Here is a 15,848-nt window from a genome sequence, read left to right as displayed (position 1 = left end):
AAGGAGAGCTGATCGATGGAATATGCGATTTTCGGCAATACCGGAGCGACTGTCAGCAGAATCGGTTTCGGAGGGGCGCCGGCCGGGCTCAAAAATTATTTGCAGCCATTTGACCCGGACGCTCCGGATGACCGTCGGCAAATTTTGAACGCGATCGATGCCGCCCTCGAAGCGGGAATCAACTATTTCGATACGGCGCCGGGCTACGGCGGCGGGAAAAGCGAGGAGCTGCTGGGCGACGCGCTGAAAGGGCTTCGCGACAGCGTATTCCTCGCCAGCAAAGCGGGAGTATGCGCTCCCGACGAACTGCGGCGCTCCGTGGAGAACAGCTTGCGCAGGCTGCAGACGGACCGGCTCGATTTTCTGCAAATTCACGGCACGAGCTACACGGAAGAAGCCGTGCGCACGATTCTTCAAGGCGGCATGCTGGAGCAAATGATTCGGCTGAAGGAGGAGGGGCTCGTCCGTTATATCGGCTTCACCAGCGAGGACAACAATGCCGCGGTGTTCGAATTTATTCGCAGCGGTCAATTTGACATCATGCAAATTTGCTACAATCTGTGCATGCAGCATCCGTACGATCCGAACCGGCCCTTCGGCAGCATGCTGGAGGCCGATAAAGCCGGAATGGGCATTGCCGTCATGCGAACGACAAGCTCCGGCTTATTTAAACGGTGGATGAGTCTGGCCGACCCGAATAACCGGTTCGACTATACTAGGGCGCTGATTCAGTTCGTGTTGTCCAATCCATATGTGGATGTAGCGCTAATCGGCATGCGCACCGCCGATGAAGTGAGGGAAAATGCAGCCATCTGCGACGATACGGCGGGGAGGTTCGATTTGCGTGACTTATTCACCTACTACCGGTAATGCGACGGCTGCTGCTGCACAAAATGAAGGCGGTACGAGTGTAATTGACGCTTATATGCATATCGGGGTTCCGAGATTCGGCTCCCCCGAGCATATCTTCCATGTGCTCGACAGCTGCGGAGTTTCCCACGCGGTCGCCGTGCTCGGGCCGCTCGTTCCCGATTTGCCCGGCTTATTCGCAGCCATGCGGGAACGTCCGGATCGCATTCGCGGCGTCGGCATCCCGTTCGGAGCCGATGCCGGCGAGCGGCTGGAGCTGGCGCGGACCGAGGTGAAGGGAGGCGTGATCGGCATGCGCCTGTCCTTCGAGGAGTGCATGGCGACACCCGGCATGCTGGAGCTGCTGGGGGATGAGGGGAAGTGCATTTACGCGCTGAATCCCGTAGCAAGCACCGAAGCGGCCGAACTGTATTTGCAGTGGCTCGACCGTTATCCGGATTCCTTTATCGCGGCCCCGCATTTTCTGTTTCCCGGCTTCGGCTGGCAGGATCGCACTAAGCTGGACGGCAGCTGCATAGAGCTGCTGCGCCACCCGCGGTTTTATGCAATATTGTCCCGTCAAGGGGGCAACGGCTCGATGCGGCCGTATCCGCATCCCGATTACTTGACTTGGGTCGAATTCGTCATCTTGCACTGCGGCTGGGAGCGTATATTATGGGGAAGCGAATTTCCGGTATATTTGTGGCGCAATGAAACGTATTCGCAGTGCGTTTCCTGGCTATCGGAGCTGCTCCCCTATGTAGCTCCCGGCCAGCTTCAAGCCTTTCTCTCCGGCAATGCCATGCGATTGTTGTTCAGCAAGCCGGCAGGACGGGCCGGGGAGGCGTCTATTCCCGAATGGCTTGAGACGCAATTCGGTGAAGTCCGGAACCGCACGATTCCGCTCGTGCAGAACGCGGCGCTGGATATTCCCGGCGAGCTTTATTACCGGCTGCTGGACGCTTATTTGAAGTCTGACGATTTTACCGGCGAACGGCCGTTCAACGATTATTTAATCAGGACGCTGCATGCTATTTTAAAGAAGAGGTGAGTCGTTTGGGAAAAACAGATTGGGTTCAACAAAGAGGCAGAGGCATTCATCTGACGATCCGCGATATCGATTGTGCGAATTTCGACGCGGAGCAAATGGCCAAAGATTTTCATGATATGCATGTATCGTATTTCAGCTTTTTTGCCGGCGGCTACGTGACCACGTATCCTACGCAGCTCGATTTGCAAAGGATAAGTCCCTATTTGCAAGACATGGACGTTACGGGCGACATCGTGAAGGCCGCCCATCGTTACGGGATTAAAGCGGTCGCGATGATCGATTTGGGCATATTGCCGAAGAAAGCGGCTTTGCTGAATCCGCATTGGTGCTCCGTCGACAGGGACGGCAGCCTGTATGAATCGACGGACGGCTTCTATGTCACTTGTCCGCTGGGCGGCTACCAGAAAGATTATGCGGTCCGCATCGTCCGGGAAATCGTGGAAAACTACGAAGTGGACGGGATTAAATTCGGAGGGGCCAGCTATGGCTTCAAATCGTCGGGCATTTGCTACTGCCGCAATTGTCAAGCCGATTTCAAACAGTCTGCCGGACTCGATTTGCCGCTGGCGATGGATTGGACGAATCCGGCCTGGCGCCGATTTACCCGTTGGAAGGTGCAGAAGACGACCGCCTGCGTCAACTATTTGATGGATGTGGTGAAAAGCGTGGATCCCGATATGCCCGTGTTCGGCAACAGCGTATGCTTCGGAGATCCCGAATGGACGGTCGGGTCCTCGCTCGATGTGGAGCAGATGTCCCGTTATCAAAGCGCGATTCAAGTGGAAGCGCAAACCCGGTTCAAGCTGAACGCGGCCGGAGAAGCCGGATGGCAATGGCTCAGATGGACCGGCGAGGAAGCCCGGTATATGTCCTCGGTGACCGACAAGCCGATCTGGGTGGTCGTGTCGTATTTTCTCGCGTGGCCCTGGAGAAGAAGCTCCATGACGCCGGTGGAACAAAAGGTGTATTTGGCGCAAATCGCCGCCAACGGCGCCATGCCGATGGTCAATTTGTCGGGCGGGCCTCCGGCCGTCCATGAGGACCCGAGAAGCTTCGCCGCGATGAAGGAATTGTTCGCGTTTCACGACAAGCATAACGACTATTACGATGGGGACGCGTCGGCGGCCAGCATAGCGATCGTCTACTCGCTCGATACGCTGTTGTTCTACGAGCCGGGCAATCCCCGCAGCCACGACGATTATGTCGAATGCATCCGCGGTGTGGAGCAGGCACTGCTGGAAGCCCATATTCCGTTCGATATCATCTCGACCCAGACATTGTCGGACGATGTGCTGAACCGGTACGCGGCGATTGTTCTTCCGTCGCTCGCTTGCATGAGCGAAGAGCAGGCCGAAGCGGTCAGGCGCTATTCGGCAAGGGGCGGCGGCATCGTCGCAACGGGGGAAACCTCCCTTTACGATTTGGACGGGGGCAAGCGGAGCGACTTTCTGCTGCATGACGTGTTCCAGGCTGGGTATAACGGAGTTACGCTGCCGGTGAACGGCAAAAAGACGAAGGAAGTGACCCAGGCTTACATGAATATCCAGCATCCGGACCATCCGCTGGTGCAAGGATTGGAGCAAACCCGGCTCGTGCCGATTGCCGGCGATTACTGCTCCTTGCATGTCCGCGGGAGCGGGGGACAGGCGGGGCAAGCGGAGACGCCGCTCACCCTGGCCGCGCCGTTCCGCGTATTTCCCGAAGGCTTGTCCTACACGGTCGAACCGGATACCGGAGCGGCGATGGCCGTCGTCAGCGGGAGCGATTCCGGAGGCAGAACCGTCTATTTTCCAAGCCGGCTCGACCGGCTGTTCTTTCAAATCGGCTTTCCCGATTTGAAGCGGCTGCTCGTCAACGCCGTGCTCTGGGCGGCCCGCGGCAACATTCCGCTGGTGGCGGACGCGCCTTCTACCTGCGAAATTTCGCTGCGCCAAAAGGAGAACAAGCGGATGGCGCATTTGATCAATTTGACCGGCGGCCGAAGGGTGTTCAACGAGCTTGTGCCGCTGCATAACGTAACGGTCGGCATCAAGGAAGCCGCCTCGAAAGCCTATTTGCTTTCGAGCGGCAAGCCGCTGGAGCTGACGAAACGGGACGGCATCGCCGAGGTGACGGTGGATGTCTTAACAGACTACGACGTAGTCGTGTTTGAGATTTGATCCGGCTTGCTTCCCGGGGGCTACCCCAAAAGTAAGCGGTCACAGCTTCGGTGCATTGCATCGCTTCATCCCGGATTGTGTTCGTCAGGACATGTTTGTTTTGGGGGCGGGTAAAACATCGTCAGTTTCGATTTCGGTCGAGGCTGACGATGCTTCCGTTTATCCTTCGTTTCCCCTTCTGTATTCGTTGGGAGTAACGCTGAAATGTTTCCGAAAAACCTTGATAAAATGGGAAGGGTTCACATATCCGACCTGTGCGGCAATATCGTTCACCTTGTCTTCCGACGTGGTCAGCAAATAGGCTGCTTTATCCATCCGCAGGCGGCAAATGTAGTCGCTGATGCATTCGCCGCTCTCGTCCTTGTAGATTTTGGACAAGTAAGCGGGGTGCAGGTGAACGAAATCGGCAATAGACTGCAAGGAAATGTCGGAAAGCAGGTGCCGCTCAATAAACGTGCGGACTTGGTGCATGATCGAAGTCTGGTTATTTTGAAAATCTTCGACCACTTTTCTTCTGATCGACGATAGTATGTCAAACGTCCATTTTTTGAGATGGTTTACCGATCCGATATGCTCCAATTCGCTGTACAGATCCTGCCGGAAAAAACTCAGATCAGTTAAATAGTGACCGCTTTTATGAGTGATGTATGTAGCCGCATAGGCAATAAGCAGCGCCGCCTCCAGGATATGCTCGCGGTTTAACGCCGGATCTGCCTCCAATTCCGTAAAAATGCGGATCAGCTTCGCTTCTGCGTCGTTCCAACGGCCTGCCTCGAGCAGATGAAGAACCGTGGGCGGTTCGTACAGGTTATAAAGAGGTGTCATCAACGATGGCTTTTTCCGATTAAAGGGGCTGATATAATAGCCGTTGTCATTTTCCAAATGCATTCTTAAATCCAGCAGTGCATTCTGGTAAAAGGCGGCAGTATCGTTAGGAAATTCGCCCCAAGGACTAAGCAGTACCGTAATATTTCCGTTTAAATAATTTTTAACGCAATTTTGAAGCTGCAGCGCGCAGTTTTCCAATATATAATGAACTTCAGCATCCGCAGCGAACAGGTTTTGTTCCGTCTCTAACGGATGAATGATGAGAATCAAATAATCATGCACATCTTTGCACTTCCATAGTCGAAAATATTCTCCGAATACTTCCTCGACGATGTTCGTAACGGCATATTCGATCAGGTCAAGATCATCATAATCGAATCTCTCGAAGCCTTTCTCTAAACGAATTGCCATGATGGAGAAAGGACTGCCGCTCCTGATAGGCACCTCAAGCATATCCAGCTTGTGATCAAGCGTCTCTTTTCGGTATTTTTTACCATGAAGCAGCTCTTTCAATAGTGTCTGACGCAAAAGCGGCAGATTCTCCCGCAGCGAATACTGCGCCCGTTGATAAGAAACGATTTCGTCCCATTCCTTTCGGATTCCTTCCAGCGCCCGCTGAATCGTAGCCAATAGCTCCTTTTCTTTCACCGGCTTTAGCAAATACTCCAGCACCTGGCTTTGGATAGCCTGCTGCGCATAAGCAAACTCGGAGTGGCCGGACAGCAAAATAAACTTTGTTTTATTGGAAATTTTTTTGATCTCATTTATTAATTCCAGACCGCTCATACCCGGCATCCGGATATCCGTAATGACGATATCGGCCGGCTCCGTTTTAAACAATTCAAGTGCTTTAGCGCCGGAACCGGCGACATCGATATTCGTGATGCCGTATTGATCCCATGGATATGTCACTGAAATCGTATCCAGTACGAATTGCTCATCGTCCACGATCAGCATTTTATACATAATCTCACCCTCGTTCGCTTTTATTGGTGGTGCGACAGATGGACTCCAACCAGCTCTACTTTCAGGCCGCCCAATCCCGAGCGGGACAGTTTTACGCCGGACTGCTCGCCGTATAATGTGACCAGCCGCTGATGAACGTTCCATAAGGCGAAGCCCATTTCTTGAGAAATGGGGGACAGCAGCCTTTGATTCATAAGCTGAATCGCTTCTTCTGTCATGCCGACGCCGTTGTCTTCGATTTCGATCCGAAGCATTTCGTTCGAGGCGCTTATTTCAATCCGGACAATTCCCCGGCCATCCTTCGGTTCAATTCCATGAACAACTGCATTTTCCACAATAGGCTGGAGCAGCAGTCGTGGAACTATAGTTTCCCCCAACCTGTCTTTCACCACAATTTCGTAGGACAACCGACGCATTCTCATATTTTGGATTTCCATATAATTGGTTATCAGCTGCAGCTCCTCTTCAACGGTTACCTGATCGTTTTCGAGTCTTGTCGTATATTTGTAATAGTCTCCGAGGTTCTGTGCCATGGCCTCAACGGTGTCATGATCTTTCAAACGCGACATACCGACAATAAAGAAGAGGCAATTGTAAAGAAAATGCGGATTGATTTGCGATTGGAGCTGCTTCAGTGTCGCTTCCTTCGCTCTGAGCTTTTCTGCCAGCACCTTTTCGATCAATTCCTGTATTTGTTGGGCCATGTCGTTAAACTTTCCGAACAAATAGGAAAACTCGTTATCCGGGTTGGAGGTCAATCGGGCGGAATAATCCCCTCTTTTTAATTTTTGCAGACTGGAGATCAGTTCGCGAATCGGCACCTGTACATTGCGATATAACAAGAAGGTCAAAATGACGCTCATGGCGAGAAGGAAAGTAATGCCGATATAAAAGAAGTTCCGGGTCTTGTTAATCGGAGACACGATTTCATTCAAAGGAACGTAATCGATCAAATACCACCCCAAACTGTTCGAACGGTAGTAGCTGACCAGATATGTGCTGCCTTGCAGCTTGAGCGTAATATTGCCATGGTCCGTCAGCTTCATGGGCTGCAGTTGTGCGAGCAATTGCCGAACAGTTTGTTTATCGGATTTATTGTTCAAGAGAGGAGCAAAGTCCGGATGGTACAAAAAGGGGTCGCTGCTGCTTGTATATTGATAATGATTCAGCATGGAAATGATATTTTTGGCGGAAAACCTGGCTTCCAGAATATAATTCGCCCGTTCGATCGTTTCCATGGAGGAGGCGGGCTGAGGGAACAACCGCACAAACATATCAGGCGTTTCCGTCTCAACCGGGATATAGCTCCAGCTTTTGGAGGCGTAGCGCTTCAGATAAGCGGCGTCGAACGGCTTGGTGCTGTAGTTGTCGATGCCGATCGGCTCGTCCGATGCGGGCAAATACAAGGTGAAGCTGTTCTGCCAGTTGCTCGTTAAGCTGAACAAATTCAGCACATCCATTAAATCCATTTTTCTTTTAATCGAGCTGTACAGCCGTTCGCCGTTTTTGCTGGCTTCAATGAATTCCTTTATGCTCGGATCGTTGGCCAGCATGACGGTGAGCTTGGATAGCTGCTCCACGTTTGCTTCAATGTCGTTAAGCAGAAAGCGAAGCTTGTCCAGACTATTCTCCGTGAGCTGCCGCTCAACCACTTGAATGCTGATTTGATTCGAGTAGCTGTACATCATGATAATCGGCAGCACAAGCAACCCGATCACGGCTACCATTTTATGAAAAGTGTTTTTGCGCAGCGGCATGGTTGAGGCTCCTTCAAGGGCTTCGTAAGTTTTTATAATTATAGCACAAATAAAAGGCTGTACATGAAAACACAATCATTTCCTTAAAAACGGAACATCAAGCTAAAAATCTCGTTATATTCAATCCGTAAGTTTGTGTTTAGAATAAAGCTTGCATGAAATTCTCAACGAAGGAGGTGAATCTATGGTAGTTCAGGGGAGCCGCAGCGTGGCAGACTTGGATGCGGATACCGGGGCATTGCCACGGCAACAACCCGTTGCCCAGTCATGGAACTGGAAACGTAACTGGCCGCTTCACGCCATGCTGTTACCCGGATTTATGCTCGTGCTGCTGTTCAGTTACGGCCCCATGTTCGGTTTGGTCATGGCCTTCCAGGAATTCAAGCCTTGGCTTGGGTTTACAGGTTCCTCTTGGGTCGGACTCGATCATTTTAAAGACATGTTTATGCAGGGGGAAACGCGTCAAATCATTTGGAACACGCTAATCATTTCGATCCTGAAAATCGTTGCGCAGCTGACCGCATCCGTCTTGTTCGCCCTTCTTCTCAACGAGTTCCGAATCTCGTGGCTGAAGCGCTCGGTCCAAACGCTCGTCTATCTCCCGCACTTTATGTCCTGGGTCATACTCGGAGGGATACTGCTCGATATGCTCTCCGTCAAAGGGCTGGCCAATCAACTGCTTGCGGCATTCGGCGTGGAGCCGATATTTTTTCTCGGATCCGGCAGCTGGTTCCGGTTTACGGTCGTGCTAAGCGCGGTATGGAAGGAATTCGGCTTCGGAGCGATCGTGTTTCTGGCAGCGCTTGCAGGGATTAATCCGAGCTTGTACGAGGCCGCAGCGATCGACGGAGCGAACCGGTGGAAACAGGTGCTTCATGTGACGCTTCCGTCCTTGACGCCCATGATCATGGTAGTCGGCACCTTGTCTTTGGGGGATATTCTGAATGCGGGGTTCGATCAAATTTTCAATCTGTACAGCCCGCTCGTGTATAAGGAAGGCGACATTATCGACACGTACGTATACCGGGTAGCGCTGCTTAGCGGAAGCTTCAGCTTCGGAACCGCGTTCGGCATGCTGAAATCGGTCGTCGGTCTTGTTCTCGTCGTCATCGGTTATAGGCTGGCTTTCAAATTTGCCAATTACCGGATTTTTTAACGTGTTTTTCAGGAGGTGTGCCGTGTATTTTTCTTCCTTCAGCTACAAAATGTTCAGCCTGTGCAACAATATTTTGCTGGCTCTGCTCGGCATTGTCTGCGTGCTGCCGCTGATTCACGTTTTTGCGGTTTCGTTCAGCGGAGCTCACGCCGCCAATGCGAATCTCGTTTCGTTTTGGCCGGTCGATTTTGCTACGGATGCATACGGCGTAGTACTGGGCAACGGGAATTTCGTCGGCGCATTGCAAACGACGATTTTGCGAACCGTTCTCGGTACGGTCGTCGGCATGTCGATCATGCTTATGATCGCCTATTCGTTGGCCCGGGAAAATGAAGAGTTTAAAGGCCGCAAATGGTACGTCTGGTTTTTCGTATTTACGATGCTGTTTCACGGAGGACTTGTTCCCGGCTATATCGTGGTACAAAAACTGGGGTTGATCAATTCCGTATGGGCGCTTATTTTACCGAACTGCGTCAATGTGTTCAACCTGATTTTATTGTTGAACTTTTTCCGGACATCCGTGCCGAAAGCGCTTGAAGAATCGGCTTATTTGGATGGAGCGGGACATTTTAAGACGCTTGTTTTCGTCTATTTGCCGATTTCCATGCCTGCGATCGCCACCATTTCCTTGTTTACGATCGTATATCATTGGAACGCCTGGTTCGACGGCTTGCTCTTCATGTCGGACGTACAAAATTATCCTCTATCTACGCTGCTGCAAACGATTGTCGTGCAGCTGGATCTCAGCAAGCTGACGCTGGATCCCGAGGAATACCAGAGGCTGTCGGATCGCACGTTAAAGGCGGCCCAGATTTGCATTACGGTCACGCCGATTTTAGTCGTCTATCCTTTCCTGCAGCGTTATTTTGTAAAAGGAATCGTCCTTGGATCGGTTAAAGAATAAAGGTCGACTATCCATCCATTAAAGTCAAAGAGGTGACATCGTCAGGATGAAAAAAATGAAAATGAACGGTTATTGCGCTTTGCTGTCAACCGTGATGCTCGCCGGTTTGCTGGCTGCCTGTACGGCCAAGAACGGCGACGACGCAGCCAAGGCGGACAGCTCGGACAAATACAAGGCGGACGGCCCGCGGCTCGGCTACAAGTACGACCCGACCGTTACCATCAGCATGGGCAGGCTGAATATTCCTACCATCAAGTACAAGGAAGGGGAAAATATTCAGGATAACGTGCATACGCGCTGGATGAAAAACGAGCTGGGGATCGATTTGAAAACGCCCTGGACCGTGCAAGGCTGGGATAATTTAAATGCCAAGGTGAGGCTGCTGCTTTCCGCAAACGAGGAGCTGCCGGATTTGATGCTCATTCAGGACCCGCTGCTGCTGGAAGAATTGATCGATGCCGGTAAAATTATGGCGGTGGACGATTATTTTAACAAATGGGCGTCGCCGACGGTGAAGGAAGCGTTTTCGGTCGATCCTGCGGCATGGTATGTAACGAAACGAAACGACAAGCATTACGGAATTCCGACCTTAACCTCGGGCGTTCCCGGAGGCCGGCTGATGTTTATCCGCAACGACTGGTTGAACAAGCTCGGATTGCAGCCGCCGAAAACGATCGACGAGCTGGAAAAAGTGCTGGACGCCTTCGTGACCAAGGATCCGGGGGGCAACGGAGCCAAAAACACGATCGGTCTTACCGCAGGTTTAAAAAATAGCTTGATCGAGCAAACGGCGGACGTCAGCCCGATTTTCGGCGCCTATGGCGCTATTCCGTCCCAATGGATGAAGCTGAAGAACGGCGAGATCGGCTATGGCTCGGTTCAGCCGGAGATCAAGCCTGCACTCGCGAAGCTGCGCGAATGGATGGCCAAAGGCTATTTGACCAAAGAGGTCGCCTTATCGGACGGAACGAAAGCGAGTGAAGCATTCGCTGCCGGTAAGGCCGGGGTGATGTTCGGACCGCATCATACGAATTTGAATTCGGCAAAAAACCTGTTAAAAAATGTGCCGGGAGCCAGCTACGACTTTTATGCGCTGCCGACGGGTCCCGACGGAAAAGTCGGCTACGCCGGAGAGAAGTCTTATTCTAGCGTGATGGTCATCAACAAAAACTTCAAGTATATGGACGCGTTCATGCTTTATCTCAACTCTTTGTACGAATTTTGGAACCCGCAGGGGACGCTGTTCCGTTACGGTCTTGCGGACGGCTACGATTATGTGATGGTGAACGGAAAGCCGGAGTACAATGTACCGGGCGGCAAACAAGAGGTTAAGGATAAACATTTGACGAATAACCGCGCGTATTTCCCCGGAAAAGAAGCGGTCATTTACAAAAAGCTGCACGAGGGCGGCAAAGCGGAATCGTCCATCGAGAAGGAATTCGAGGCTTTCGGGCCGATGCAAATCAAGGCCGGCCATTTATCCAACAATGTATATAAAAATACGGAGGTTCCGACCATCTTTACGGGAGCCGCAACCAAAACGATGAAAGCGAAATGGGAACGGCTGGAGAAAATGGAGAAGGAAATGTTTTTCCGGATCATTTACGGAGAGGCGCCGCTCGAAGACTACGATAAATTCGTCCAGGACTGGAAAGCCGGCGGCGGGGAGCAAATCACGAAGGAAGTTAACGACTGGTACAATTCGGTCAAATAAGCTGGCTTGAGGAGGAATTGCCTATGTTCGCGAGAGAGCAAATCTTGGGCAGGCTGCAGGACAAAATTCGGTCGGGGCGGCCGATTATCGGAGGCGGAGCGGGAACCGGGATCAGCGCCAAATTCGAAGAGGCCGGCGGCATCGATTTGATCGTCATTTACAATTCCGGACGGTTCCGGATGGCCGGCCACGGCTCGCTGGCCGGGCTGCTCGCCTACGGAGACGCCAACGCCATCGTTGAGGAAATGTCGCGTGAGGTGCTTCCGGTCGTGAAGCGTACGCCGGTCGTCGCCGGAGTGAACGGCACCGACCCGCTCAGGCGAATGGAATACTTTTTGCCGCAAATCAAGCGGTTGGGCTTCTCCGGCGTGCAAAATTTTCCTACGGTCGGATTGATCGACGGCCTATTTCGCGCCAATCTGGAAGAGACGGGCATGGGCTACGATAAAGAGGTCGAAATGATCCGGATCGCCCGTCGATTGGATATGCTGACGACGCCCTATGTTTTTAATGTGGAAGACGCCTTGAAAATGACGGAAGCGGGAGCCGATATTTTGGTTGCCCATATGGGGCTGACGACGACAGGCTCGATCGGCGCCCAAACGGCCAAATCGCTGGATGACTGCGCTGTGGAAATAGCGGCGATCGCCCGTGAAGCGAAAAAAATGCGGCCGGACGTAATCGTGCTGTGCCATGGCGGACCGATTGCCGAGCCGGAGGATGCCGAATACATCCTGGCGCGTTGTCCGCAGGCGGACGGCTTCTACGGAGCGAGCTCGATGGAGCGGCTGCCGGTGGAAAGGGCGATTCAAGCACAAACCGAGGCGTTTGCCCGAATTCAAAGGCAGCGGGGGTGAACGATGGCTATGGCGAAAACGGTAGCATTACTTGGCGCTTTGGATACGAAAGGAATGGAGTACGCTTACGTTCGCGATTATATTGTGTCCAAAGGATACAACGTACTGCTGATCGACGTAGGGGTACTGGAAGCGCCGTATTTGGAGCCGGATATTACGCGCGAAGCCGTCGCGAAAGCTGCGGGGGCCGAGCTTTCCGAATTGGCGGAGAAGAAGGACCGGGGCGAGGCTATCGAAGCGATGAGCCGGGGTGTACGGAAGCTGCTGGGCGAGCTCTACGCGGCCGGCCGGTTTCAGGCGGTGCTGGCGCTGGGAGGTACCGGCGGGACATCCGTCGCCTGCGCCGGCATGCGCGAGCTGCCGGTGGGGGTGCCCAAGGTGATGGTGTCTACCGTTGCCGGAACCGACGTGTCGGCCTATGTGGGGACGAAAGATATTACGATGATTCCAAGCATCGTCGATGTATCCGGCATCAACCGGATTAGCCGGGAGATTTTTCTCCGGGCGGCCGGAGCGGTATGCGGCATGCTGGAGGCCGATCCGCCGAAGGGGGCGGATAAACCGATTATCGCCGCGTCCATGTTCGGCAATACGACAGTGGCGGTGGAGGCTGCCAAGAAGACGCTGGAACAAGCGGGCTTCGAGGTGATAGTTTTCCATTGTACCGGTCAAGGCGGCAAAACGATGGAAGCCTTGATTGAAAGCGGCCTGGTTGCCGGTGTGCTTGACATGACGACGACCGAATGGGCTGACGAGTTGGTCGGCGGGGTGTTCAGCGCGGGGCCCCGCCGTTTGGAAGCGGCGGCCCGGGGAGCCGTTCCTGCCATCGTCGTTCCCGGCTGTCTGGATATGGTCAACTTCGGCGCTCCGGAGACGGTGCCGGGTCGGTTTGCCGATCGAACGCTCTACCGGCACAACCCCAACGTAACCTTGATGCGAACGAATATCGAGGAAAATCGCGAGCTCGGCAGACGGATCGCCGAGAAGTTGAATATGAGCAGAGGACGGGTGACGGTTTTATTGCCCAAACAAGGGCTGAGCGTCATTTCCGCCGATGGAGGAGCTTTTTATTGGCCGGAAGCGGATCAGGCGCTGTTCGATTCGTTAACGGAGTCGCTGCGCCCGGACATCGAGGTGATCGAGCGGGATTGTCCGATCAACGATCTCGCATTTGCCGAATTGTGCGCGCGGACCCTCTTGAATCATTTAACCGAAAAAGGAGCGAATCATCCATGACCATTCAAATAGGTATTGTCGGCTGCGGCGGTCACGCCAACACACATGGTGCAACGATTGCGGAGAGCCCGTTTGCTACACTTGTCGCTTGTGCGGATATCGATCCCGAACGCGCACGGCTTTTTGCGGAGACGCATGGAGCGCCATACAGCTACGGTTCATTGGAGGAGATGGCGCAAAACCATTCCCTCGATCTGCTGATCATTGTCGCGTTTCCGACGGTGCATCCGCCGCTAATTAAAGAAGCCGTCGGCTACGGCATTAAAACGATCCTCTGCGAGAAGCCGGTTGCTCTTAACGCCGGGCAAGTGCAAGAAATTATTGAAGTCGCAAAACAAACGGGAACGACGGTTGTCGAAGGACTCATGTACCGCAGCCATCCGCAAATCCGGCAAGCCCGGAAACTTATCGGCAATGGGACGATTGGCGACGTTCGTTATATTCACGCCCAATTTTCGGATTACAGAAATTTGAATCCCGGCAATTGGCGCAACGACAGCAAGCTTGGCGGCGGCTCAATGACCGCAAAAGGCTGCTATCTCGTAGATGCGTGCAATCTGTTCTCCGGAGCCCGGGCAGCGGCGGCCTTTTGTATCGAATCGAACGATTCGGATTACGGCGGCGTAGAAATTGGAGAAACCGGAACCATTTTATATGAAAACGGGGTCACCGCGCAATTCGAAACGAACCATCGTTCGTGCTGGAGGGAGGAAATCAAGGTATGCGGTACGCTCGGCACGCTGGTCATTCCCCATGCTATCGTAACCAAATCGCAGACGAGAACGATCGAGGTTCAGCTCGAAGGCTCCTATGAAAGACGCCCGATGCAGATCGAAGCTCATTCATTCGACGTCCATAACAGCTACGCCCTGCAGTTGGAAAATATATACCGCTGCATTCGCGAAGGGGCAAGCTTGAATATGCCGCTGGAGCATTCGTTGGCCAATTATAAAGTGACGGACGCTTTGATGAAATCTGTTCATTCCGGAAAATTGGAAAAGGTGGAATGGAGGGAATAAGCATGGACATTAAATTCGCGGCAATGACGCTCACGTGGAATAACCCGAGTCATGATCAGTTTCCTCAATGGCTGAAAGAAGTGAAGGAAGCCGGGTATGACGGTATAACGGGCTTCGCCCATAACCACGCATTCGAATATTTTTTGGAGCACCCGAAGGAGCTGTACGACTTGCTTGATCATTTCGGGCTGGGGCTGTCCAGCCTGGATGTGACGTATCAGGAAAATTTGGATTATTACAAAAAAGTATCGGAGTTTTTAGCTTATAACCGCTGTCCGAATATGGCGTACATCGATCCGAAAGGGTTGCCGAAGGAATTTTCCAAGCTGGGCGAGCGGATGAATGAGGTCGGGAAAATCAGCTTGCAGTACGGTGTCCGCACTTTGTACCATAATCATACGCGCGGCATTGGTGAAACGTTTGCGGAAGTGGAGCGGGTGCATGAGCATGTCGATCCGGATAAAGTATTCGTGATGCTGGATTTGGGCCATGCCACCAAAGATTTTACGGATTTGCCGGTCAAGGAGCGGGCGATTCATTTCGTTAGTAAATATTGGAGTAAAATAAAATTTATGGAGTTTAAAGACTGGAATGAAACGACCGATTTGAATACGCCGTTAGGGGAAGGACATTGCGATTATGCGGCAGTTTTTCAGCTTATAAAGGAAAAAGGGTATCATGGCTGGATTACGGTAGAACAAAATGGCAACGACGGGCTGAGCCGTGGCAGGCAACCGTTTGAATGTGCCAAAGCTAGCCGCGAGTTTATCCAGCAGGGACTTGGAATTTAAATGCTCGATAGATGTGAATATTTACCAAGTATGCAGCGTGCTTGCGCGATCAGCTTGTAATCGATGCTGTCGCCTGACAAGTTCAATCCGCTTTGAGCCGCTTTCTTGGAAATTTCGTCTGCCGCCGGGCTGCTGACCGTTTCAATTTGTACGATAATAACGGCTTCTTTGGCGTCAGCGTTCAACAATTGCGGAATTCCTGCGGCATTCAAGGCGGCAGACCGGACCGGCAACTGGAGCGACTACGGTCCTACCGTATCCGTTCGCACGTTACAAACAAGCGCGGCGACCGATTTGAATGGCGACGGCTCCACCGACGTCGGGGATTTGGCGATTAAAGTCTTTTTTGGATTTTGAGCCTCCGACTCTGATATGAAATTGCATGTGAAAAGCCGCTTCCATCTCCGCTTACAGTGGTGTTGGAGGCGGCTTTGCATATGTTTTGGGATTGTCCCACCGGTTGATACCCATTTGGGACTGCCCCTTTGTTTACGATGAAACCGGCGCAAATCGGATGGCATGCGGTTTGCGGCAAGCAAGCACGCACAAGCTTGCGGGCTG

General features: G+C 52.6%; 13 protein-coding genes. 10 read left to right on the top strand and 3 right to left on the bottom strand.

The annotated features are described in order from the left end of the window. Positions 1 to 15 precede the first annotated feature (15 nt). From E1757_RS31020 to E1757_RS31010, 3 genes are read left to right on the top strand one after another with little or no spacing between them, the layout of a single operon-like run. Positions 16 to 870 (top strand): aldo/keto reductase, encoded by an 855-nt coding sequence (locus tag E1757_RS31020; RefSeq protein ID WP_133235612.1) that lies wholly within the window; start codon positions 16 to 18, stop codon positions 868 to 870. Beyond that, positions 845 to 1,900 carry an amidohydrolase family protein gene (locus E1757_RS31015; protein WP_133235610.1) on the top strand — a complete coding sequence of 352 codons (1,056 nt, stop codon included), beginning with the start codon at positions 845 to 847 and terminating at the stop codon, positions 1,898 to 1,900. Before E1757_RS31020 ends, E1757_RS31015 begins: the two co-directional genes overlap by 26 nt. 5 nt (positions 1,901 to 1,905) lie before the next feature. Next, positions 1,906 to 4,059 carry a family 10 glycosylhydrolase gene (locus tag E1757_RS31010; protein WP_133235608.1) on the top strand — a complete coding sequence of 718 codons (2,154 nt, stop codon included), beginning with the start codon at positions 1,906 to 1,908 and terminating at the stop codon, positions 4,057 to 4,059. 159 nt (positions 4,060 to 4,218) lie between these two features. On the opposite strand, the gene E1757_RS31005 is transcribed toward E1757_RS31010, so the two are convergent. Then, positions 4,219 to 5,853: a response regulator gene (locus tag E1757_RS31005; RefSeq protein WP_165972371.1), complete on the bottom strand. Its 1,635-nt coding sequence runs from the start codon at positions 5,851 to 5,853 to the stop codon at positions 4,219 to 4,221. A gap of 20 nt (positions 5,854 to 5,873) precedes the next feature. Continuing rightward, the gene (locus E1757_RS31000; protein WP_133235604.1) at positions 5,874 to 7,610 is read right to left on the bottom strand and encodes a cache domain-containing sensor histidine kinase; all 1,737 of its coding nucleotides are present in this window, start codon (positions 7,608 to 7,610) and stop codon (positions 5,874 to 5,876) included. A 184-nt stretch (positions 7,611 to 7,794) separates the two neighbouring features. Here E1757_RS31000 and E1757_RS30995 point away from each other — a divergent pair, with 184 nt between their 5' ends. Genes E1757_RS30995 through E1757_RS30965 form a run of 7 tightly spaced genes read left to right on the top strand, consistent with a single transcriptional unit; the run spans position 7,795 to position 15,287 of the window. Next, entirely contained in the window at positions 7,795 to 8,766 is a 972-nt protein-coding gene (locus E1757_RS30995; RefSeq protein ID WP_133235602.1) for an ABC transporter permease, read from the top strand. A 22-nt stretch (positions 8,767 to 8,788) separates the two neighbouring features. Further along, positions 8,789 to 9,670 (top strand): carbohydrate ABC transporter permease, encoded by an 882-nt coding sequence (locus E1757_RS30990; RefSeq protein WP_425464873.1) that lies wholly within the window; start codon positions 8,789 to 8,791, stop codon positions 9,668 to 9,670. Positions 9,671 to 9,716: 46 nt separating this feature from the next. Then, positions 9,717 to 11,384, top strand: a complete 1,668-nt coding sequence (locus E1757_RS30985; RefSeq protein ID WP_133235600.1) for an extracellular solute-binding protein — start codon at positions 9,717 to 9,719, stop codon at positions 11,382 to 11,384. Between the two features lie 23 nt (positions 11,385 to 11,407). Continuing rightward, positions 11,408 to 12,241 (top strand): phosphoenolpyruvate hydrolase family protein, encoded by an 834-nt coding sequence (locus E1757_RS30980; protein WP_133235598.1) that lies wholly within the window; start codon positions 11,408 to 11,410, stop codon positions 12,239 to 12,241. 3 nt (positions 12,242 to 12,244) lie between these two features. After that, positions 12,245 to 13,477, top strand: a complete 1,233-nt coding sequence (locus E1757_RS30975; protein ID WP_342774618.1) for a Tm-1-like ATP-binding domain-containing protein — start codon at positions 12,245 to 12,247, stop codon at positions 13,475 to 13,477. Next, positions 13,474 to 14,496, top strand: coding sequence for a Gfo/Idh/MocA family protein (locus E1757_RS30970; RefSeq protein WP_133235596.1), 1,023 nt, complete (start codon positions 13,474 to 13,476; stop codon positions 14,494 to 14,496). The genes E1757_RS30975 and E1757_RS30970 overlap by 4 nt, the downstream gene beginning before the upstream one ends. A 2-nt stretch (positions 14,497 to 14,498) precedes the next feature. Beyond that, a complete protein-coding gene (locus E1757_RS30965) occupies positions 14,499 to 15,287 on the top strand; it encodes a sugar phosphate isomerase/epimerase family protein (RefSeq protein ID WP_165972370.1) in 789 nt (262 codons plus the stop codon). On the opposite strand, the gene E1757_RS30960 is transcribed toward E1757_RS30965, so the two are convergent. Next, positions 15,284 to 15,475, bottom strand: coding sequence for a hypothetical protein (locus E1757_RS30960; RefSeq protein WP_133235592.1), 192 nt, complete (start codon positions 15,473 to 15,475; stop codon positions 15,284 to 15,286). The genes E1757_RS30965 and E1757_RS30960 overlap by 4 nt on opposite strands. Positions 15,476 to 15,848: the final 373 nt, after the last annotated feature.

The organism is Paenibacillus piri (assembly GCF_004354045.1).
GTDB classification, from domain to species: domain Bacteria; phylum Bacillota; class Bacilli; order Paenibacillales; family NBRC-103111; genus Paenibacillus_S; species Paenibacillus_S piri.
Note: the sequence above shows the minus strand (reverse complement) of the source record. Positions and strands in the feature narration are given on the sequence as shown.

What these genes read in the sequence shown, in the direction of transcription:
- E1757_RS30995 (WP_133235602.1), top strand. Translation starts at nt 7,795, where the DNA reads ATGGTAGTTCAGGGGAGCCGCAGCGTGGCAGACTTGGATGCGGATACC.
- E1757_RS31000 (WP_133235604.1), bottom strand. Translation starts at nt 7,610, where the DNA reads ATGCCGCTGCGCAAAAACACTTTTCATAAAATGGTAGCCGTGATCGGG.
- E1757_RS30975 (WP_342774618.1), top strand. Translation starts at nt 12,245, where the DNA reads ATGGCTATGGCGAAAACGGTAGCATTACTTGGCGCTTTGGATACGAAA.
- E1757_RS31005 (WP_165972371.1), bottom strand. Translation starts at nt 5,853, where the DNA reads ATGTATAAAATGCTGATCGTGGACGATGAGCAATTCGTACTGGATACG.
- E1757_RS30980 (WP_133235598.1), top strand. Translation starts at nt 11,408, where the DNA reads ATGTTCGCGAGAGAGCAAATCTTGGGCAGGCTGCAGGACAAAATTCGG.
- E1757_RS30970 (WP_133235596.1), top strand. Translation starts at nt 13,474, where the DNA reads ATGACCATTCAAATAGGTATTGTCGGCTGCGGCGGTCACGCCAACACA.
- E1757_RS30985 (WP_133235600.1), top strand. Translation starts at nt 9,717, where the DNA reads ATGAAAAAAATGAAAATGAACGGTTATTGCGCTTTGCTGTCAACCGTG.
- E1757_RS31020 (WP_133235612.1), top strand. Translation starts at nt 16, where the DNA reads ATGGAATATGCGATTTTCGGCAATACCGGAGCGACTGTCAGCAGAATC.
- E1757_RS30965 (WP_165972370.1), top strand. Translation starts at nt 14,499, where the DNA reads ATGGACATTAAATTCGCGGCAATGACGCTCACGTGGAATAACCCGAGT.